The organism is Streptomyces griseoruber (assembly GCF_001514205.1).
GTDB classification, from domain to species: domain Bacteria; phylum Actinomycetota; class Actinomycetes; order Streptomycetales; family Streptomycetaceae; genus Streptomyces; species Streptomyces griseoruber.
In genome coordinates, this window is record NZ_KQ948765.1 from 112,178 (window position 1) to 133,043 (window position 20,866).

Here is a 20,866-nt window from a genome sequence, read left to right on the forward strand (position 1 = left end):
GGGTGCCCGGGCACGCCCTGGAGGTGACGGGATGTCACCCGCCCTCACCCGAAGGCCTGAACGGGCGTCGGATTCCGTCCGGACGGTCACGGCCGTATTCCGGTACGGGACGGCTGACCTCGCGCGTTACAGTGCACCGCCGACATCGGGAGGAGACCGCGCGGTGCGCCATGGGGTGGGGAACGGACGGCGGGGGCTGGCCCTGGCGGTCCTGCTGACGGGACTGGTCGGCGGTTGTTCGACGGGGGACGGGGAATCGGCGCGGGCCGGGGACGCGACGGCGGCTCGGGTCGAGGTCGCGCGGCGCGGGGCGAGCGTGGGTGCGGCCGGATCGGCCTGCGAGCTGCCGGTCACCTTCGACATCGCCGAGTCCTGGAAGCCGAAGGCGGTCGACGCCGAGGCCGGGCTGGCGGGCGTGAGCGAGGACCTGGCGGATCTGGCCGACGCGTTCCTGCGCCAGGGGCCCGTCACCATGGCCTGCGAGATCGACGCCAAGCCCGCCGGGAACATCGGCTTCCTGCGGGTGTGGACCGGCGAGCCGGGGGACGCCAGCGCCCGCGCCGTGCTGGAGGACTTCGTCGCCGCCGAGGAGGGGGCGTCCCGGGAGAAGTACCGCGGCTTCGAGGCCGACGACGTCACCGGCACCGAGGTCGAGTACGTCACGCCCGGCAGCGGGGAGCTCCGGACCTCCCACGCCCTCGCCGTCATCACCCCCGACGGCCCGGTCGTACTGCACCTCGGCGGCCTGGACGACGAGGAGCACGAGGAGATGCTCCCGGCGTACGAACTCGCGAAGACAACCCTGCGCACGACCCCCTGACCCCACCCACCGGGCCCACCTCGCCCGACCTCGCCCCACCTCGCCCGACACCCTGACGCCCTCCGGCCGACCGGCCCCGCACCATGCCCCGACACCGCCCGGCAGGCCCGCCTCACCGCCCGCCACGTGCCCGGGTCCGGATGCACATCAAGGGAGGTGTGGCGCATTCTTGCTGTGTGGCCCACGCGGCGGCGCACGGACGAGGTAGGGCCGATGACTGGGAGCGCCGGGGACGAGCGGAGGCCGTCCGGGCCGCCGCCCGCGCTGCTGACCGCGGCCGCGGTTGACGCGCTGCGGGCGGCGGACGGGCGTGCCGGGGGCGTGTACCTGCGCTCACGCACCCCCGGGATGATGCGGCTCGCGGTGCTCGCGGGGCTGCCCGGCCCGCTGTTCCGACCGTGGTGGCGGGTGCATGTGGACCGGCCGTTTCCGGTGGTGGACGTACAGCGGACGGGCGTACCGGTGGTGCTGGCGAACGCCACGGAGACGATGCGGCGCTATCCGCAGCTGGCGGCGGGGCTGCCGTTCCAGTTCGGGTCGCTGTACCTCCCGGTCGCGGCGCGGGGCCGGTCCTTCGGGGTGCTGATCGTGCTGCGGGCGGCGGCCGCCGACGCGGCGGAGGTGCTGGCCGAGCAGGAGCGGCTGGCGCGGGTGGCGGACGGTCTCGCGGCGGAGCTGGTGCGGCTGGAGGCCGAGGGCGCGCCGGTCACCTGGGACGAGGCACCGGTGTGCGTACGGCCGCCGGCGGCGGGGCCCGCGCCGGGGCGGGTCGGACGGTTCTCGTGGGACCCGGCGTCCGACACCGTCGACGCCGACGACCGGGCACGGGCGCTGTTCGGGCTGCCGCCGGGGGACGTCCCCGGCACGCTGGAGGAGCTGGCCCGGGCCGTCGACCCGGCCGATGCCCACCGCCTCCCCGACCTGCTGAAGGAGACGGCGCGGGGCAGCCCGCCGCCGCTGCCGCTGGAGGTGCGCACCACCGAGGGCGGCTTGCGGCTGCTGGAGCTGTGGGCGGCGGCCGGGGCGCCGGCCGGGTCCGTCACCGGAGTCCTCCTCGACCCGGGTGCCGGCGCCCTCGCCGACGGCGCGGCGGACCTCCTTCCGGAGGGCGTGTTCTGCGTCGACCGGCTGGGGCTGGTCGTGTACGCCAACGCCCGGGCCGCGCACTTCCTGGGGGTGGCCCGCGAAGAGCTGGCCGGCCGGCCGCTGTGGGAGGCCGTGCCCTGGCTGAACCAGCCGGCCGGCGAGGAGCATCTGCGGGGCGCCCTGCTGTCGCCGGAGCCGGTGCACTTCCATGTACGGCGACCCGCCGACGGCCCGCGCGTGTTCGAGGGCGACTGGCTGAGCATCTCCGCCTACCCCGGCCCCGACCTGCTGACCTGCACCGCCGTCCCGGCGAACCGTGTCCCGCCCGACGCGGCCGTCGAACCGGTGGACACCGCGGTCTCCGCGCCGGACCCGGCCGCGCAGACCGCCCCGTTCTACCGGCCGATCGTGCTGGCGATCGCGCTCACCGAGGCGGTGACCGCCCGCCAGGTGTCGGAGGTGGTCATGCAGGAGCTGCTCCCCGCGTTCGGCGGCCGCCGGCTCGCGATCTACCTGCTCCAGGAGCGGCATCTGTACCTGGCGTGGGAGAGCGGCTTCCCCGACGGCTTCCTCACGTCGTTCGAGGGGGTGGGCCTGGACGCCCGGCTGCCCGGTGTGGAGACGCTCACCACCGGCCGTCCACTGTTCTTCGACTCGATGCAGCAGATCTCGGCCGCCTACCCGGGCATCGAGCTGGACGCGACGTCGGGCGCCCGCGCCTTCCTCCCGCTGATCGCCTCGGGCCGCCCGGTCGGCTCCTGCATCCTCGGTTTCGACGGCCCGCGCAGCTTCAGCCAGGAGGAGCGCACCGTGCTGACCGCGCTCGCCGGGCTGATCGCCCACGCGATGGAGAAGGCCCAGCGCTACGACACGGAGGCGGCCCTCGCGCGCGGGCTCCAGCAGGCGCTGCTCCCCCGGCGGCTGTCGCAGCACGCGCGCGTGGAGACCGCGGGGCGCTATCTGCCGGGCACCGAGGGCATGGACGTGGGCGGCGACTGGTACGACGTGGTGGAGGCGGGCGAAGGGCTCGCACTGGTCATCGGGGACGTCCAGGGGCACGGGGTGCAGGCGGCGGCCACCATGGGGCAGCTGCGCAGCGCGGTGCGGGCGTTCGCGCTCGGCGACCATCCGCCGCAGGAGGTCATGTCCGGCACCAACCATCTCCTCATCGACCTCGACCCCGGCCAGTTCGCCAGCTGCTGCTACGTCCGGCTGGACCCGGCGACGGGCCGGGCGCGGGCGGCCCGGGCCGGCCATCTGCCGCCGCTGCTGCGCGGGCCCGACGGCCGTACGACGGTGGTGGACCTGCCGGGCGGGGTGGTGCTGGGGGTCGACCCGCGCGCCCGGTACCCGGTGGCGGAGCTGCGGCTGGAGCCGGGCGCGATCCTGGCGCTGTACACGGACGGGCTGGTGGAACGGCCCGGGCAGGACATCGACGAGGGCATCGCGGCCCTGCGCACGGCGCTCGCCGAGGCGGGCGACGGGACGGGCGACGGGGCCGCGGGTTCCCTGGGGGAGGTCGCCGACCGGCTGACCGCCTCGGCCCGGCGGGCGGTGGACCGGGCGGACGACATCGCGCTGCTGCTCGCCACCCTCCCGACCCGCCTCGGAGCTCGCGCGGAGGGGGAGCGTGACCGACCCGTTCCGTGACCCTGTGTGACGCCTCTCGCCTCATGGGGCCGGGCAGTGTAGGAATGGCACATGGCACGTGTCCTGGGGCGCCCGAGTGCCCGGCCCGCCCGTCGTCCCCGGGGCCCGGGAGTTCGGCGTGCGCCGGAGTCCGCGCTGGGCGGGCGCAGTCTCGCGGCGCAGGTGTTCGTGTTGCAGGTGGCGATCGTGCTGCTGCTGGTCGTGGCGGCCGTCGTGGCGCTGCTGCTGCAGGTCCGCCACGACACCACCCAGGAGGCCCGCAACCGCTCCCTCGCCGTCGCGCAGACCTTCGCCAACTCCCCGGGCATCGTCGAGGCCCTGCGCGGCCCGGATCCGACGGCGGTGCTCCAGCCGTCGGCCGAGGCCGCCCGCAAGGCCGCCGACATGGACTTCATCGTCGTGATGAACACCGACGGCATCCGCTACACCCATCCCAAACCGGACCGCATCGGCAAGAAGTTCGTCGGGAACATCCAGCCCGCGCTGGCGGGCGGCACCGTCGTCGAGGAGGTCGACGGCACCATCGGCCGGCTGGTCCAGGCCGTCGTCCCGGTGAAGGCTCCCGACGGGACGGTGGTGGGTCTGGTGTCGTCGGGCATCACCACCCGGCACGTCGGCGGCAACGCCGACCGTCAACTGCCCCTCGTCCTCGGCAGCGCCGCCGTGGCGCTCGCCCTGGCCACCGCGAGCACCGCGCTGGTCAGCCGCCGGCTGCTGCGGCAGACCCATGGTCTCGGGCCGCGCGAGATGACCCGGATGTACGAGCACCACGACGCGGTGCTGCACGCCGTACGCGAAGGGGTGATCATCGTCGGCGGGGACGGCGAGCTGCTGCTCGCCAACGACGAGGCGCACCGGCTGCTCGACCTGCCGCCGGACGCCGAGCGCCGCCAGGTCCTGGACCTGGGCCTGGACCCCGGTACCGCCGAGCTGCTGGCGTCGGGGCGGATGGTCACGGACGAGGTGCATCTGGTCGGCGGCAGGCTGCTGGCGATCAACCAGCGGCCCACCGACCTGGCGGGCGGCCCGGAGGGCAGCGTGGCCACGCTGCGTGACTCCACGGAGCTGCGCGCCCTGTCCGGCCGGGCGGAGGCGGCCCGGGAGCGCCTGGACCTGCTGTACGCGGCCGGGGTGGGCATCGGCACGAGCCTGGACGTCACCAGGACGGCGGAGGAGCTGACCGAGCTGGCGGTGCCCCGGTTCGCGGACTTCGTCACCGTCGACCTGTTCGACGCGGTGCTGGCCGGGGAGGAGCCGGAGGCGCGGGGCGCGCTGCGGCGCACGGCGATGAGCGGGGTCCGCAAGGGTTCGCCGCTGTACGCCGTGGGCGAGCGGATCCGGTTCGTGGACTCGGCGCCGCAGGCCCGTGCGCTGGAGACGGAACGGGCCGTGCTGGAGGCGCGGCTGGCGGAGGCGCCGGGCTGGCGGGCGCAGGATCTGGAGCGGACCGAGCAGATCATGGAGTTCGGCATCCACTCGCTGATCACGGTGCCGGTGCGGGCGGGCGCGCTGGTACTGGGCGTGGTGAGTTTCCTGCGGTCGGAGCGGCCCGAGCCGTTCGACCCGGAGGAGGTGGCGCTGGCGGAGGAGCTGGTGGCACGGGCGGCGGTCTCCATCGACAACGCGCGCCGCTTCACCCGTGAGCACGGCCTGGCGGTCACCCTCCAGCGCAGTCTGCTGCCCCGCACCCTGCCCGAGCAGAACGCGCTGGACATCGCCTACCGCTATCTGCCGGCGCAGGCCGGGGTGGGCGGCGACTGGTTCGACGTCCTGCCGCTGTCGGGGGCGCGGGTGGCACTGGTCGTCGGGGACGTGGTCGGGCACGGGCTGCACGCGGCGGCCACGATGGGGCGGCTGCGCACGGCCGTGCACAACTTCTCCGCGCTGGACCTGCCGCCCGAGGAACTGCTCGGGCTGCTGGACGAGCTGGTGACCCGGATCGACCAGGACGAGGCGGCGGACGGCGCCCACGGGCCGGTGTCCGGGGCGACCTGTCTGTACGCGATCTACGACCCGGTGTCCCGGCGGTGCATCATGGCGCGGGCCGGGCATCCGCCGCCGGCGCTGGTCCACCCCGACGGCCGGGTGGAGTACCCCGACGTACCGGCCGGGCTGCCGCTGGGCCTGGGCGGGCTGCCGTTCGAGACGGTCGAGCTGGAGCTGGCGGAGGGCAGCCGGCTGGTGCTGTACACGGACGGACTGGTGGAGGACCGGCAGCGGGACATCGACACCGGTCTGGAGCTGCTGCGCACGGCGCTGGAGCGGAGCGCCGACGGCACGCCGGAGGAGGCCTGCCGCAGTGTCCTGGACGAGCTGCTGCCGGCCCGCCCGAACGACGACATCGCGCTGATCGTGGCGCACACCCGGGCGCTCGGCGCCGACCGGGTGGCCGAGTGGGACGTACCGGTGGATCCGGCCGCGGTGGGCGAGGTGCGGTCGGCGGTCGTGCGGCAGCTGGCCGTGTGGGAGCTGGAGGAGCTGTCGTTCACGACGGAGCTGATCCTGAGCGAGCTGGTCACCAACGCGATCCGCTACGGCATCGCGCCGGTCCGGGTCCGGCTGCTGCGCGACCGCACACTGATCTGCGAGGTGTCCGACGCCAGCAGCACCTCGCCGCATCTGCGGTACGCGGCGATGACGGACGAGGGCGGCCGCGGACTGTTCCTGGTCGCCCAGCTCACCGACCGCTGGGGCACCCGGTACACCCCCACCGGCAAGGTCATCTGGGCGGAACAGCCGCTGCCGTGAGCGGGGTTGATGCGTCCACTGGCTCATAAATGACGTTTATGAGTCCATAGACCGGACCCGCGTACCGACTTAGGTATGCCTCAGTTTAGGCTTCCCCCGAGTCGATCTGTCACCGCTCGAAGGGAACCTGATCATGCCCCGCCCCCTGCGGGTAGCCATCGTCGGAGCCGGCCCCGCCGGGATCTACGCCGCCGACGCGCTGCTCAAGTCCGATGCGGCCGCCGACCCCGGTGTCTCCATCGACCTCTTCGAGCGGATGCCGGCCCCGTTCGGACTGATCCGCTACGGCGTGGCCCCGGACCACCCCCGGATCAAGGGCATCATCACCGCCCTGCACCAGGTCCTCGACAAGCCGCAGATCCGCCTGTTCGGCAACGTCGACTACCCGACCGACATCAGCATCGACGACCTGCGCGCCTTCTACGACGCGGTGATCTTCTCGACCGGCGCGACGGCCGACCGCGAGATGTCCATACCGGGCATCGAGCTCGACGGGTCCTACGGCGCCGCCGACTTCGTCTCCTGGTACGACGGTCACCCCGACGTGCCGCGCACCTGGCCCCTGGAGGCGGAGAAGGTCGCCGTGCTGGGCGTCGGCAATGTCGCCCTCGACGTCGCCCGCGTCCTCGCGAAGACGGCCGACGAGCTGCTGCCGACGGAGATCCCGCCGAACGTCCACGACGGCCTGAAGGCCAACAAGGCGCGGGAGATCCACGTCTTCGGCCGCCGCGGCCCGGCGCAGGCGAAGTTCTCCCCGATGGAGCTGCGGGAGCTGGACCACTCCCCGAACATCGAGGTCATCGTCGACCCCGAGGACATCGACTACGACGAGGGCTCGATCGCCACCCGGCGCGGCAACAAGCAGGCCGACATGGTCGCCAAGACGCTGGAGAACTGGGCGATCCGCGACACCGGCGACCGCCCGCACAAGCTGTTCCTGCACTTCTTCGAGTCGCCCTCGGAGATCCTCGGCGAGGACGGCAGGGTCGTCGGCCTGCGCACCGAGCGCACCGCCCTCGACGGCACCGGGAACGTCAGGGGCACCGGCGAGTTCAAGGACTGGGACGTCACCGCGATCTACCGTGCGGTCGGCTACCTCTCCGAGAAGCTGCCCAAGCTGCCCTGGGACATCGGCTCGGGCACGGTCCCCGACGAGGGCGGCCGGGTCATCGAGGAGAGCGGCGCGCACCTTCAGTCGGTGTACGTCACCGGCTGGATCCGGCGCGGCCCGGTCGGTCTGATCGGCCACACCAAGGGCGACGCCAACGAGACGGTGTCGAACCTGCTGGACGACCACGCGAACGGCCGTCTGCACGCCCCGTCCGCACCGGAGCCGGAGGCGGTGGACGCGTTCCTCGCCGAGCGCGCGGTCCGCTTCACCACCTGGGAGGGCTGGTACAAGCTGGACGCCGCCGAGAAGGCGCTGGGCGAGCCGCAGGGCCGTGAGCGCGTGAAGCTCGTCGAGCGCGAGGACATGCTGCGGGAGAGCGGCGCGTAGTCACCACCGTGGCAGGAACCCCGGGTATTCGGTGGGCCGCATGATCGCCGCCTGCTAACTTCCCGGGGTGTTCTCCCTCCACGAGCCTCCCCTGTTCACCCGTCTGCGTGATGCGCGGCGGGTGCTCGTCGCCGGTGCGGGCGGCGGTTTCGACGTGTACGCGGGCCTTCCGCTGGCGCTCGCGCTGCGGTCGGCCGGCAAGGACGTCCACCTGGCCAATCTGTCCTTCACCGAGCTGTACGGCCTGCCCGACGAGGTCTGGCTGGAGCCGGACGTGGCGGCGGTGCGTCCGGACACCCCGGCCCGCGGCGACTACTTCCCCGAACACGCCCTGGCCCGCTGGCTCGAGGGCCAGGGACTGCCCGCCACCGTGTACGCCTTCCCCCGCACCGGCGTCGCCCCGCTGCGGGACGCCTACCGGGCGCTCGTGGACCATCTGGGCGGGGTCGACGCCGTCGTCCTGGTGGACGGCGGCACGGACATCCTGATGCGCGGCGACGAGCACGGACTGGGTACGCCCGAGGAGGACATGGCCAGCCTGGCCGCCGTGCACGCCCTGGCCGAGGTCGAGCACCGGCTGGTGGCCTGCCTGGGCTTCGGCGTGGACGCCTATCACGGCGTCAACCACGCGCTCGTCCTGGAGAACCTGGCCGCACTGGACCGCGAGGGCGCCTACCTCGGCGCGTTCTCCCTGCCCCGGGACAGCCGTGAGGGGTCCCTGTACCTGGACGCGGTGGCGCACGCCCAGGCCTCGACGCCGGGGCACCCGAGCATCGTCAACGGCTCCGTCGCCGCCGCCGTACGCGGTGAGTTCGGCGACGTGCGCTTCACCGAGCGCACCCGGGGCAGCGAACTCTTCGTCAATCCGCTCATGTCCGTGTACTTCTGCGTCGACGCCGTGGGCCTCGCCCGCCGCAACCTCTATCTCGACCGTCTCCTGGACACCGTCCTGATGCGCCAGATCAGTACCCGCATAGCGGAGTTCCGCGAGGAACTCCCCGTCCTGCGGCAGCCCCGGGCGTTCCCCCACTGAGGCGTCAGCCGTCGTCGCGGGCGTGGGCCTCGATCACCTTGCCGTTCCGGTCGGCCTCCAGGTAGGCGCCGCCGTAGTCGTCGGCGAGGTAGACATTCATCGTCGGCGGGTCGTCGAAGATCGTGGACGCCGGGTTGATCACCAGATAGCGGCTGGTGGGGTCGCTGATGTTGAGGCTGCGCCCGGCCGTGGTGAGCAGGGTGGGCACCGCGTCCCAGTTGAAGGAATCCAGATCGACGGGGGTGTCGCCGCTGCGCACGGTGCCGCCGGGACCGTCCTTCACGGCCACGTCCCCGCCCCGGTACTCGTAGCGGTCGTAGAGCTTCGCGCTGCCCTCGACGGGCACCTCGGCGATGGCGTACTCCGGGTACACCACGAGGCTGGTGACCTTCGAACTGCCGGCGGCGGCCTTCAGCTTCTTCACCACCGTACGGACCCCGTCCTCCGTGAGCAGGTCGAGCTTGCCGCCGGACTGCGCGCCGGACGAGGAGCTCGACGTGCCGCCCTGCGAGGCGGAGGTGCTGGGCCCGGCCGCGGCCCCGGTGTCACCGCCGTCGTCCTGCAGTTGCGGGACCGCCCACACGAGGACACCGGTCAGAGCGGTGCCGATGACGGCCCTGGCGACGGTCGACGCGAAGATCCGGCCGGGCCCGCGGGGGGTGGGAGCGGCCGGGACCGTCACATCGCCGGCGGCGGGAGCCTGGGTGGGAAGGGAGGCCGGCGGCGCGATCGGATAGGAGGTCGGCGCGCCGGTGAAGGCGATGGCCGGGCCGCCGTGGGGCGCACCGGTGACAGCCGAGGGCGCCGGCCCGAAACCCGTGGCCGGGGCCTGCGCGGCGACGCCCATGGCCGGAGCCACCGGAGCGCCGAAGACACCCGGCGGCGCCACCGGCGTGTGCACCGCCTCCCCCGTCACCGCGGCGAGCAGCCGGTCGACCTCCTCGGCGTCCGGGCGGGCCTGCGGGTCGCGGACGAGGAGCGTGGTGAGGAGGCCGGTCAGCGGGCCCGCCTGCCGGGGTGGCGGCACATCCTCGGCGAGTACGGCGGCCAGGGTGGCGAGGGTGCTGGAGCGGCGCAGCGGATGGTGCCCCTCCACGGCGACGTAGAGCAGCATTCCCAGCGACCAGAGGTCGGCGGCCGGGCCGCCGTCCTTGCCGCTGACGCGCTCCGGCGCCATGAAGTCGGGCGAGCCTATGACGGAGCCGGTCGCGGTGAGGCTGGTGGCCTCGCGCAGGGCGGCGATGCCGAAGTCGGTGAGGACGGGCCGCCCGTCGGGGCGCAGCAGCACGTTGGCCGGTTTCACATCGCGGTGCTCGATGCCGACGGCGTGCGCGGCGCGCAGCGCGGACAGCACCTCGCGCCCCAGGCGCGCGGCCTCCACCGGGGTCAACACGCCCTGCTGGAGCCGGTCCTGGAGCGAGCCGCCGGTGACCAGCTCCATCACGATCCAGGGATACGTGTTCTCGCCGCCGTCGACGATGTGGTGGATGGTGACGACATTGGGGTGGTGGACACGGGCCAGGGCGCGGGCTTCCCGCAGGACGCGCTCGCGCAGGGTGCGGGCGCCCTCGGGGTCGTATTCGGCCAGCGCCGGATCCGGCGGCCGTACCTCTTTCACGGCCACGTCACGGTGCAGTGCCAGGTCGCGGGCGCGCCACACCCACCCCATGCCTCCGCCTCCGAGCCGGTGCAGCAGCTCGAATCGGCCATCGATGACGCGTCTGTCGGGTTCCCCGGTGTTCATGGGGGGAGCTTAGGGGTAGACGCGGACAGTGGTGTGTCCGCCAAGGGGGGCACAGCGCGAATGGTCCGCCCCGGCACGGGCATGCTGTGAACGAGGTCACTTCTTCCGGCGGGCCGCCGTGCCGGAACCACTCCGGACTCGTCGCCCTCCCCCCACGATCACCACGAAGGACATGTGCTTTGGCTCTTACGTACCCTGACGCCCCCTCGGCCCGCCGTCCCGGCCGCTGCTGGACGATCCGCGTGGTCGGGCACCGGGACCGCTCCGCGTCGGTCACCTGCTCGTCGGCGTGCGCGATGCCGCCGCGCTCCCGGGATCTCGCGGCGCTGCGCCGCTTCGCCGAGGCCCACGCGGCCGCGCACGCCAGAGCGGCGGCGGTGCATCACGACGCCGCCTGCTGGTGCCGGCGCCAGCGGTGCGCGCTGCACGAGGGCACCCGGGTCAACTGCGCGGGGACGGTCGTCCTCGTGCTGCGGCACGACCCGGCGGTCGGCCAGGTGTGGACGCTCACCGAAGTGTGCGCCGCCTGCGCCCCGTTGATGCCGCACGCGCGGGTGATCAGCCGCGCCGTTCCGCCGCCGCCCCCGCCCAGGGACGGGGAGCGCGAGGGCCACGCCCGTCCCCCCTCGCCCGCGCCCCCGACGGTGGCCCCGCCCCGCCTGGTCCCCGGCGGTTTCAGCGCCCCCGCGGGCCCCGGCCCCGGCCCCGGCCCCGAACGGGTGGGAACCCGCCGCCGCACCGCCACCCGACGCCGCGGCCGCGCGGAGGGTTCCACCGGCTGAACCGCCGCGGCGGCCGGAACATCCGCTGCGCCCGGTGCCCCCGCACGCCCCGGTACCGGTCTGACGCCCCCCGTGCTCAGGAGCCGTAGCGGGACTGTGGGGGGATGCGGAGGGGCAGGGAGCCCAGGGTGCGGGGCGGGAGGGCGGGGGGCGGCGGCCCGTCGGGGAGGCGGGGGCGTTCGGGGGTGGCGTCCGTCGCCATCAGTTCGGCGATACGGGTCCCGCTGCGCCGCCCTTCGAGATGGAGCCGGCCGACGTTGACCCGGTCGTCCGCGAGCAGCGTGAGCACGGCGGACGGGCCGGCCGCGTAGGTCGCGACGTACCCCCCGGCGCCCCGGACGAGCAGTTCGCGGAACTCCCCGCGCGTCGCGAGGTCGGCCATCCGGCGGCCGACGCCCAGCGCCGCCGCGGTGAGCGCCGCCAGCGCCTCCGCCTCGACGTCGGGCATGTCCCGGGCGAGGACGAGTCCGTCGGCGCTGGCCGCCAGCGCTCCTCTCAGCTGCGGCACGCACGTGCGCAGCCGGTGCAGTTCGTGCAGAACCTCGGCCTCGACGGCCATGACCGTGTCCTTTCGGCGCGTGGGCGGCAGGAGCGGTTCAAGTGCGGGGCGGGGAAGGGCCGTTGAGGCGACCCGGAGCGTGCGGGTGAGATCGAGGTTACGGAAAGTACCGGCCACTGGGGACCGCTTTGGCATTTTCCGCTGGAACATGCTGCCGTCGATCACGCGCGCCGAAGCGCGATCAGCCGAAGCGCGATCAAGAGCCCGCGTTCACGCGGCGACGAGATCCGCCCACCGGGTGACCCCACCGGAGTGGACCCGCTTGCCGTGTGCCGCCGCGAGGGCGTGCACGATCTGCTCGCCGCGGCCGTGCTCGTCGGGGTCGATGTCCGCACGGGTCTGGCCGGGCACGAGGGCGGGACCCGCGTCGGTGACCTCGACCCGCAGCGTGCCGGGTCCCTCGCCCCGGATCCAGGAGAGCCGCAGCTCCGCCGGGGGCAGGGCGTGCACGATCGCGTTGGTGAGCAGCTCCGACACCACGAGGAGCGAGTCGTCGACGATCTCCTCGGACACCTTCCAGTCGGCGAGGACCTCCCCCACGCGCCGGCGTACGGCTGCGACGGCCCCGGGGACGGGCGGCAGCGGGCACACGTGTTCCACGGTCTCCCGGGACAGTATGCCGAGCTGTACCGCCATCTTCTCTCCTCCGGTGAATGCTGTCGGCCGATACCGGGCACCGGCGCTCTTGCCGGACCTCAGTGCACGTTAGGGACCAAAGGGGAGGAGGGTCAACGAATCCCGGTCGGCATTGCCGAACGCCACGGACCGGCAGGGGATCGGCGGTCCCCACGCAGCGGGGGCGAAGCCCTCACCACGGTAATAGGCTCGGCTCATGACCGGCCCGGTCCAGTCGATCGAACGGGCGGCGGCGATCCTGCGTCTCCTCGCCGGCGGACCCCGTCGTCTCGGGCTCGGCGAGGTGGCGGCCTCGCTCGGGCTGGCGAAGGGCACCGCCCACGGCATCCTGCGCACCCTCCAGCACGTGGACTTCGTGGAGCAGGACCCCGCCACCGGAAAGTACCAGCTCGGGGCGGCCCTGCTGCACCTCGGCACCAGCTACCTCGACGTCAACGAACTGCGCTCGCGGTCCATCAACTGGGCCGACGCCCTCGCCGCCCGCAGCGGGGAGTCGGTCCGTCTGGGCACCCCCCTGGAGGGCAAGGTCCTGGTCGTCCACCATGTGTTCCGGCCGGACGACACCTTCCAGACCCTGGACGTGGGATCGCTGCTGCCGCTGCACGCCTCCTCCCTCGGCAAGGTCCTGCTCGCCTACGGCACCGCGCCCCTGGAGCCGGCCCTGGAACCGGGGCTGGAGGCCTACACCCGGCACACCCTGGTCGAGCGGAGCCGGCTGAGCCGGGCGCTCGCCGAGATCCGGGAGCGCGGCTGGGCCGACGAGGTCCAGGAGATGAGCATGGGAGAGGCCGGGATCGCCGCGCCGATCCGCGGGCACGGCGGCCTGGTGGTGGGCGCGATCGGGCTGTCCGGCCAGCTCGAGCGGGTCTGCGACAGCCAGGGTCACCCCCGGTCGAGCCTGATCAACCTGCTGCGCGAGGCCGCACGGGCGATCTCCAGGGATCTGGGCGCGAGCCGCTGGTGACCGCGGCCCGCGTCGAAGAGTCGGATCGAGAAGTCGGTCGAAGAGTCGGAAGGGAGACCCGATCATGGTCGCGCGCTATGTGATGTCCATCGACCAGGGCACCAACTCCACCCGATGCATCCTCTTCGACCACCACGGACGGCTCGCCTCGGTCGCCCAGCGTGAGCACCAGCAGCACTTTCCCCGGCCCGGCTGGGTCGAGCACGACGCCGTCGAGATCTGGCGCAACCTCCAGCGGATCGTTCCGGAGACGCTGTCCGGCGCCGGCGTCGGGGCCGAGGACATCGCCGCGATCGGCCTCGCCAACCAGCGGGAGACCACGGTGCTCTGGGACCGCGCCACGGGCGCCCCCCTGGGCCGGGCGATCGTCTGGCAGGACACCCGCACCGAACCTCTCGTCACGGCTCTCAGAAGCGATCCCGGGGACGAGTTCTTCCTGGCGCGGTGCGGTCTGCCTCCGTCCACCTACTTCTCCGCGCTACGGCTCGGCTGGCTGTTCGACCAGGTCGACGGGCTCCGGCGGCGCGCCGAGAACGGCGAGGTGCTGTGCGGCACGATGGAGAGCTGGCTGATCTGGAACATGACCGGCGGCCCGGACGGCGGACTGCACATCACCGACGCCACCAACGCCAGCCGCACCATGCTGATGAACATCCGCACACTGACCTGGGACGAGGAACTGCTGGCGTTCTTCGGGGTGCCGCGCCCCATGCTGCCCGAGATCCGGTCCTCCGCCGAGCACTACGGCACCGCCCGTTCGCTGCTGCCCGGCGTGCGGATCACGGCCGCCCTCGGCGACCAGCAGGCCGCCCTGTTCGGCCAGACCTGCTTCTCCCCGGGCGAGGCGAAATGCACGTACGGGACGGGCAGCTTCCTGCTGCTCAACACCGGCAGCGACCTCGTGCGGTCCCGGCACGGACTGCTCTCCACGGTCGCCTACAAGATCGGGGAACAGCCGCCGGTGTACGCCCTGGAGGGCTCCATCGCCGTCACCGGCTCGCTGGTGCAGTGGTTCCGCGACCGGCTGGGGCTGATCAGCAGCGCGCCGGAGATCGAGACGCTCGCCCGCACGGTCGAGGACAACGGCGGCTGCTACATCGTCCCCGCCTTCTCCGGACTGTTCGCGCCGCACTGGCGCAGTGACGCACGGGGGGTCATGGTCGGTCTGACCTCGTACATCACCAAGGGGCATCTGGCCCGGGCGGTGCTGGAGGCGACCGGCTGGCAGACCCGGGAGGTCGTGGACGCCATGAACGCCGACTCCTCGGTGCCCCTGAAGCAGCTCAAGGTGGACGGCGGCATGACGGCCGACAACCTGCTGATGCAGTTCGTCGCCGACGTCCTCGACGTGCCCGTGGTGCGGCCCATGGTCGCCGAGACGGTCTCCCTCGGCGCGGCCTACGCCGCCGGGCTCGCCGCCGGCTACTGGCCCGATCTGGAGGTCCTGCGCCGCAACTGGCACCGGGCGGCCCAGTGGATCCCGGACATGGACCCGGCGCGGCGCGAGGCGGAGTACGAGAACTGGAAGCGGGCCGTCGAACGGTCACTCGGATGGGTGAAGCCGCCGAGGCCCCCGTGACCGGAGCGTCCACCGTCCCCGTCACCGCAGCCCGTACGGACGGCTCCGCATCCCGGGACTCGACGTCGGGCTGACCGAGCCGTGTCCGCACTCCTCTCGTGACTCCTATCGTGGAACGGCACACCGACGCCCGGCGCGAACCAGACAGGCAGGACATGAGGAAACCGCAGATCGACTACACGGCGGTGTTCCGGGCCCTGCCCGGCATGGTGGCCCTGCTCACCCCCGATCTCGTCTACGCCGACGCCAACGACGACTTCGTACGGCTGGCCGGGCGCACCCGCGAGCAGTTGGTGGGCCGCTACATCTTCGACGTCTTCCCCGAGAACCCCAACGATCCGGCGGCGGCGGGCCGGCACGAGACCGAGACGTCGATGCTGCGCACGGTGGCCACCGGCGAGCGCGACACGATGGCGCTGCTGCGCTACGACATCGAGGACCCCGACCGGCCCGGCCACTGGCAGGAGCACTTCTGGAGCCCGGTCAACGCGCCCGTCCTCGGCCCCGACGGGCAGGTGGAGCTGATCGTGCACCGGGTGGAGGAGGTCACCGAGCTGATCCGGGCCTTCGGCGGGCCGGGCGACGACAGCCGGGCCCGGGTGCTGGAGGCCGAGCTGTACACCCGTGCGCGGGAGCTCCAGGAGGTCAACGAACGGCTGCGCCGGGCGCACGCCCATGAGCGCGAGGTCGCCCTGGCCCTCCAGGCGGCGATGCTGCCCGCGCCGGGGCCGACCGGGGAGCACGCGGCGGCGGTGCGCTACCGGCCGGCGATCGGCGCGCTGAACGTGTGCGGCGACTGGTACGACCTCGCCGATCTGCCGGGCGGGAACCTCGCGGTCGCGGTCGGTGACGTCGTCGGGCACGGCCTGGCGGCGGCCTGTGTCATGGGGCAGCTGCGCAGCGCGCTGAGCGCGGCCTGCCGGGTGGCGGACGGCCCGGCCCAAGCCCTGGAGGCCCTCGGTCTGTACGCCCGTTCGGTCGAGGGCGCCGAGTCCACCACCGTCGTGTCGACGTTCATCGACTGGGCCGAGCGGACCGTCACCTACAGCAGTGCGGGGCATCCTCCCCCGGCGCTGCTGCACCCCGACGGCACCGTCCGCTTCCTCGACGAGGCCACGGACCCGCCGCTCGCGGCCCGCCCCGAGCACCTGGCGCGCCCGCAGGCCCGTACGTCCTTCACGGAGGGCGCCACGCTCGTGCTGTACACCGACGGGCTGGTCGAGCGCCGTACGGAGGACATCTACACCGGTCTGGACCGGCTCGCCGACTCCCTGGTCCGGCACCGCAAGGACGACCCCGAGCAGCTCGCCGACGCCCTCCTGGCCGATCTGCTCCCCGCGACCGGCAACACCGACGACACCGCCCTGATCGTCATCCGCCTCTGACCGGGCCGCGGCCCTGCGGCGCGGGGCCATCGGGGGCACAGTGGAAGGAGGAACACGTGAAACAGATGGCACGCATGTGAATCAGGAGGCGGGAGAAATGTCGCATCCCCTGCCCGCGCCGGTCCGGGTGACGGCACGGCTCGACGCGCCCCTGTCGCGCTGGCTGTGGCTGGTGAAGTGGATCCTGGTCATCCCGCACGTCGTGGTGCTGTTCTTCCTCTGGATCGCCTTCACGGTGGTCGGGGTGATCGCCTTCTTCGCGATCCTGTTCACCGAGCGCTACCCGCGTGCGCTGTTCGACTTCAATCTGGGCGTGCTGCGCTGGAGCTGGCGGGTCACCTACTACGCGTACGGCGCCCTGGCCACCGACCGCTACCCGCCGTTCAGTCTGGGTGAGGAGCCCGACTACCCGGCCCGGCTGGACATCGTCTACCCCGAGCGGCTCTCCCGGGGTCTGGTCCTGGTGAAGTGGTGGCTGCTGGCCATCCCGCACTACATCGTCGTGGGCTTCTTCGTCGGCAGCTGGGGGTACGGCTGGTGGAACGGCGGCCTGGTGACCGTACTGGCGATCATCGCCGCCGTGATCCTGCTCTTCACGGAGAAGTACCCGCGGGACCTGTTCGACCTGATCACCGGCCTCAACCGCTGGGTCCTGCGGGTCGCCGCGTACGTGACCCTGATGACGGACGTCTATCCGCCGTTCCGCCTCGACATGGGCGGCCCGGACCCCGACCCCGAGCTGCCCTGACCGCTCGACGGCTTCGCCCTCGCGTCCGCCGGCCGTGCCCGGGGGATTCTGACGGCTGATCATGTTCCTTGCGATGCTGTGATCCGTTGGTGAACTTCTCCTTCACGTTCACGGAGGATCATTCGTGTCGTCGTCGTACCCGCCTTCCCCCGAGCGTCCGAAGCGGCGCGGAAGACTCGCCGTCGGGGCGCTGGCCACCGCGCTGTTCGCCCAGTTACTGGGAGGCACGTCCGTCGCCGCACCGGCGCCGGAGCCCCTGACCTGGCAGCCCTGCGAGTCGCCGTACGGCGTGGGCACCTTCGAGTGCGCCACCCTCACGGTCCCCGTCGACCGGGAGCGTCCGCAGGGCGCGACGGTCGATCTGGCCCTGGCCCGTCATCGCGCCACCGACCCCGAGCACCGGATCGGCCCGCTGCTGGTCAACCCCGGCGGCCCGGGCGGCTCCGGCCGGGAGTTCGCCTTCGCCGCACCCTTGTCCTTCTCACCCGACCTGCTGGAGCGCTTCGACATCGTGGGCTTCGACCCGCGTGGCATCGGCCTCAGTGACCCGGTGACCTGCGACGAGGAGCTGATCGCCGCCCAGGAGTCGCTGCTGTACCCGGACAGCGGCTCGTCCTTCGCCGCCCTGCGCCGGACGAACAGGGTGCTCGGCGACGACTGCCGCGCCCGCACCGGGTCCCTCGTCGACCACATGGACTCCACCAGCGTCGCCCGCGACATGGACGCGATCCGCGCGGGCCTCGGCGAGGAGCGGATCAGCTACTACGGCGTCTCCTACGGCACCGCCCTCGGCGAGCGGTACGCCGAGCTCTTCCCCGACCGGGTCCGCGCGATGACCCTCGACTCCGTCATCGACCACAGCCTGGACAGCTGGACCCTCCAGAAGACCAGGGCGACCGCGATGGAGGAGTCGTTCGGGCAGTTCGCCGACTGGTGCGCCCGCACCGCGTCCTGTGTGCTCCACGGCCGTGACGTCCGCGCCCTGTTCGACTCGCTGTACCGGCGGGCCGCGGCCGGTGAGCTGAGCTGGGGAGGCGATGTCCTCTTCACCGACGAGCACCTCCAGCGCCTGGCCCTCAACTTCCTGTACGGCACCGCCGACTGGTTCCGGTTCGCCGAGTTCCTCGCCGACCTGGACACCCCGGACCCCGCCGGGGCGCGCTCCTCCCTCCGGGTGCAGGGCGCACCGGCCGCGTACGGGTACTTCCCGGTGCTCTGCCAGGACTTCGACCTCGCCGTGCCCTCGTACGCCACGCTCGCCGGCTATCGGCGGCGGCTCGCCCGTGTCGCGCCGGTCACCCGGTTCAGCACGCTCGCCTGGACGGATCTGACCGGCTGCCAGGGCTGGCCGGCGAAGGTCGCCGACCCGCAGCACGAACTGCACATCGACGGCACCCCGCCGATCCTGGTCACCAACAGCCGTTACGACATCGCCACCCCGCACGTCTGGGGCGCCGGCGTCGCCCGCCAGATCGGCCGCGAGGCCGTGTTCCTCACCTACGACGGTGCCGGGCACGGCGACTACTGGAGCAGCCCCTGCGCGCGCGACGCCATCGACACCTACCTGACCACCCTGGTGCCCCCCGCCGACGGCACCCACTGCCCCGCCGTCTGGCCGACCGGCCCCTCGGCCCCGCGGCGGTCCCAGGGCGACGGCCCCGTCGACCCGCTGCCCGCCCTGCTGGGCACCGGGACACGCGGCTGAGCCGGGCGGCGTGCAGGCGACCTCAGGCCGGGGGCCGGCGCCGTCAGCGCAGGGCCCCCTTGGTGGCGTCGGCGATGAAGCCGCGGGCGAAGAAGGTGAACACCAGCACCAGCGGGATGACCGACAGCAGCACCCCGGACATCACCATGCTGTAGTCGGTGGAGTGACCGGCGTACAGCTGGGCGAGCGCCACCTGGAGGGTGAGCTTGTCCGGGTTGACCAGCATCACCAACGGCAGGATGTAGTCGTTCCAGGCGCCGATGAAGGTGTAGATGCCGAGGAACGCCAGCGCCGGGCGGACGCACGGCAGCACCACGTGCCAGTACTGGCGGAAGAACCCGGCGCCCTCGATCCGGGCGGCGTCGAGGAGTTCGTCGGGGACGCTGGTGGAGGTGTACTGCCGCATCCAGAAGATGCCGAAGGCGTTGGCGGCGGCGGGCACGACCAGCGCCTTCAGGGTGCCCAGCCAGCCCAGCTGCACCATGATCTCGTACTGCGGGATGATCGCCAGCTGGGTCGGCAGGATGTACATCGACAGCAGTACGCCGAAGAAGAACTTCTTGCCGGGGAACTCGTACTTGGCGAAGGCGAAGGCGGCCAGCGAGTCGAAGAACAGCACCAGCACGGTCGTGCAGACCGCGACGATCATGGTGTTGGCCAGTGACCCGAAGAAGTCCATCCTGGCGAACAGGTGCCGCAGATTGGTGAGCAGGTTGTCGCCGAACCACAGCTTCGGCGGGTAGCGGTAGATGTCCTGCGAGGTGTTCGTCGCCATGACGACGATCCAGTAGAACGGGAACACCGAGATGACGACGCCGGCCATCAGGATCACATGGACGCCGAGCCCCCGCAGGCGTGTGCGGTTCATGCCGTTCATGGCCGTCGCTCCTTACGCTGCACCAGGCGCCAGTTGACGAGCACGATGAGCAGGATCAGCAGGAAGAAGGCCCACACGATCGCGGCGCCGTAGCCGAAGTCGTTGTTGTCGAAGGCCTGGTGGTAGAAGTACAGAAGGGTGGTCAGGCCCGCCTGGCCCGGTCCGCCGGAGTTGGGGTTGGTGGCCGCGTCGCTGCCGAACAGCACCTGGGGTTCGGTGAAGCTCTGCAGACCCGTGACCGTGGAGATCACCACGGTGAACAGGATGATGGGCCGCAGCAGCGGGATGGTGATCGAGAAGAAGATCCGCACCGGGCCCGCACCGTCCATCCGGGCCGCCTCGTAGAGCTCCGAGGGGATGGCCTGGAGCCCGGCCAGATAGATGATCGCGTTGTAGCCGGTCCACTGCCAGGTCATCAGCGTCGCGATGACCAGCTTGATCGTCCATTCGTTGCTCATCCAGGGCACGGCCGACAGGTGCAGGCCCCTGAGGATGGCGTTGATCAGGCCGAAGTTGTTGCTGAAGACCGCGCCGAAGAAGATCGCGATGGCCACCAGCGAGGTGATGCTGGGGATGAACAGACAGACCCGGTAGAACGCGGTGAACCGCTTGGTGGAGTTCACCAGGACCGCGAGGACCAGTGCCATGAAGAGCATCGGCACGGTCGACAGCACCCAGATGACCAGGGTGTTGCGGATGGACATCCAGAACACCGGGTCGTCCCACAGGAAGCGGAACTGCTGGAAGCCGACGAACTGCATCTCCCCGATGCCGTCCCACTTCTGGAACGCCAGATACACGGTGTAGAGCACCGGGAAGAGCATGAAGACCGAGAACAGCAGGTAGTACGGCGAGATCGCGAGGTACTGCGGCCAGTGCCTGAGGACCCGCCGGCGCGGCCCGGGCCGGGGCCCGGCCGACACCGGCCGGATCCGGGGGGCGCGCCGCCCCGGACCGCGCGAGGGGTCCGGAGCGGCCTGCCCGAGGGGCCCGGTGCCGGGTCCGGAGGTCGGTCCGGTGGGTGCCGGACCGGCTACCGGGCTTGACGACAT

The 20,866-nt window shown here is 72.5% G+C and carries 16 protein-coding genes; 11 read left to right on the forward strand and 5 right to left on the reverse strand.

What is annotated here, in order from left to right; translation table 11 throughout:
* Positions 1-163: 163 nt before the first annotated feature.
* The 5 genes from AQJ64_RS08810 to AQJ64_RS08830 all read left to right on the forward strand — a co-directional run bounded on the left by AQJ64_RS08810 (position 164) and on the right by AQJ64_RS08830 (position 8,835).
* Positions 164-820 (forward strand): lipoprotein, encoded by a 657-nt coding sequence (locus AQJ64_RS08810; protein ID WP_059202547.1) that lies wholly within the window; start codon positions 164-166, stop codon positions 818-820.
* Positions 821-1,033: 213 nt separating this feature from the next.
* Complete coding sequence (locus tag AQJ64_RS08815; RefSeq protein ID WP_059202548.1) at positions 1,034-3,556, forward strand: SpoIIE family protein phosphatase; 2,523 nt, start codon at positions 1,034-1,036, stop codon at positions 3,554-3,556.
* Between the two features lie 51 nt (positions 3,557-3,607).
* Complete coding sequence (locus AQJ64_RS08820) at positions 3,608-6,304, forward strand: SpoIIE family protein phosphatase (RefSeq protein ID WP_240512901.1); 2,697 nt, start codon at positions 3,608-3,610, stop codon at positions 6,302-6,304.
* A gap of 133 nt (positions 6,305-6,437) precedes the next feature.
* Positions 6,438-7,802, forward strand: a complete 1,365-nt coding sequence (locus AQJ64_RS08825) for an FAD-dependent oxidoreductase (RefSeq protein WP_055637748.1) — start codon at positions 6,438-6,440, stop codon at positions 7,800-7,802.
* Between the two features lie 67 nt (positions 7,803-7,869).
* On the forward strand, positions 7,870-8,835 hold the full coding sequence (locus AQJ64_RS08830) for a DUF1152 domain-containing protein (RefSeq protein ID WP_055637747.1): 966 nt from the start codon (positions 7,870-7,872) through the stop codon (positions 8,833-8,835).
* 4 nt (positions 8,836-8,839) lie between these two features.
* On the opposite strand, the gene AQJ64_RS08835 is transcribed toward AQJ64_RS08830, so the two are convergent.
* A complete protein-coding gene (locus AQJ64_RS08835) occupies positions 8,840-10,579 on the reverse strand; it encodes a serine/threonine-protein kinase (RefSeq protein ID WP_055637746.1) in 1,740 nt (579 codons plus the stop codon).
* Between the two features lie 179 nt (positions 10,580-10,758).
* Between AQJ64_RS08835 and AQJ64_RS08840 the strand changes: the two genes are divergently transcribed.
* Positions 10,759-11,361, forward strand: coding sequence for a hypothetical protein (locus AQJ64_RS08840; RefSeq protein ID WP_063808076.1), 603 nt, complete (start codon positions 10,759-10,761; stop codon positions 11,359-11,361).
* Between the two features lie 76 nt (positions 11,362-11,437).
* Here the strand turns inward: AQJ64_RS08840 and AQJ64_RS08845 are convergent, their stop codons facing one another.
* Complete coding sequence (locus AQJ64_RS08845) at positions 11,438-11,920, reverse strand: roadblock/LC7 domain-containing protein (RefSeq protein WP_059202549.1); 483 nt, start codon at positions 11,918-11,920, stop codon at positions 11,438-11,440.
* Between the two features lie 210 nt (positions 11,921-12,130).
* Positions 12,131-12,556: an ATP-binding protein gene (locus AQJ64_RS08850; protein WP_055632668.1), complete on the reverse strand. Its 426-nt coding sequence runs from the start codon at positions 12,554-12,556 to the stop codon at positions 12,131-12,133.
* Positions 12,557-12,752: 196 nt separating this feature from the next.
* Between AQJ64_RS08850 and AQJ64_RS08855 the strand changes: the two genes are divergently transcribed.
* The 5 genes from AQJ64_RS08855 to AQJ64_RS08875 all read left to right on the forward strand — a co-directional run bounded on the left by AQJ64_RS08855 (position 12,753) and on the right by AQJ64_RS08875 (position 18,937).
* Positions 12,753-13,520: an IclR family transcriptional regulator gene (locus AQJ64_RS08855; protein WP_055632667.1), complete on the forward strand. Its 768-nt coding sequence runs from the start codon at positions 12,753-12,755 to the stop codon at positions 13,518-13,520.
* A 64-nt stretch (positions 13,521-13,584) separates the two neighbouring features.
* The gene (gene glpK, locus AQJ64_RS08860) at positions 13,585-15,099 is read left to right on the forward strand and encodes a glycerol kinase GlpK (RefSeq protein WP_055632666.1); all 1,515 of its coding nucleotides are present in this window, start codon (positions 13,585-13,587) and stop codon (positions 15,097-15,099) included.
* A 155-nt stretch (positions 15,100-15,254) separates the two neighbouring features.
* Positions 15,255-16,484, forward strand: coding sequence for a PP2C family protein-serine/threonine phosphatase (locus AQJ64_RS08865; RefSeq protein ID WP_055632670.1), 1,230 nt, complete (start codon positions 15,255-15,257; stop codon positions 16,482-16,484).
* A 97-nt stretch (positions 16,485-16,581) separates the two neighbouring features.
* Entirely contained in the window at positions 16,582-17,232 is a 651-nt protein-coding gene (locus AQJ64_RS08870; protein ID WP_055632665.1) for a DUF4389 domain-containing protein, read from the forward strand.
* A gap of 124 nt (positions 17,233-17,356) precedes the next feature.
* Positions 17,357-18,937, forward strand: a complete 1,581-nt coding sequence (locus AQJ64_RS08875; protein ID WP_055632664.1) for an alpha/beta hydrolase — start codon at positions 17,357-17,359, stop codon at positions 18,935-18,937.
* A gap of 43 nt (positions 18,938-18,980) precedes the next feature.
* Here AQJ64_RS08875 and AQJ64_RS08880 read toward each other — a convergent pair whose 3' ends face one another.
* Positions 18,981-19,814, reverse strand: a complete 834-nt coding sequence (locus tag AQJ64_RS08880; RefSeq protein ID WP_055632663.1) for a carbohydrate ABC transporter permease — start codon at positions 19,812-19,814, stop codon at positions 18,981-18,983.
* A complete protein-coding gene (locus tag AQJ64_RS08885; RefSeq protein ID WP_079061549.1) occupies positions 19,811-20,866 on the reverse strand; it encodes a carbohydrate ABC transporter permease in 1,056 nt (351 codons plus the stop codon). Before AQJ64_RS08885 ends, AQJ64_RS08880 begins: the two co-directional genes overlap by 4 nt.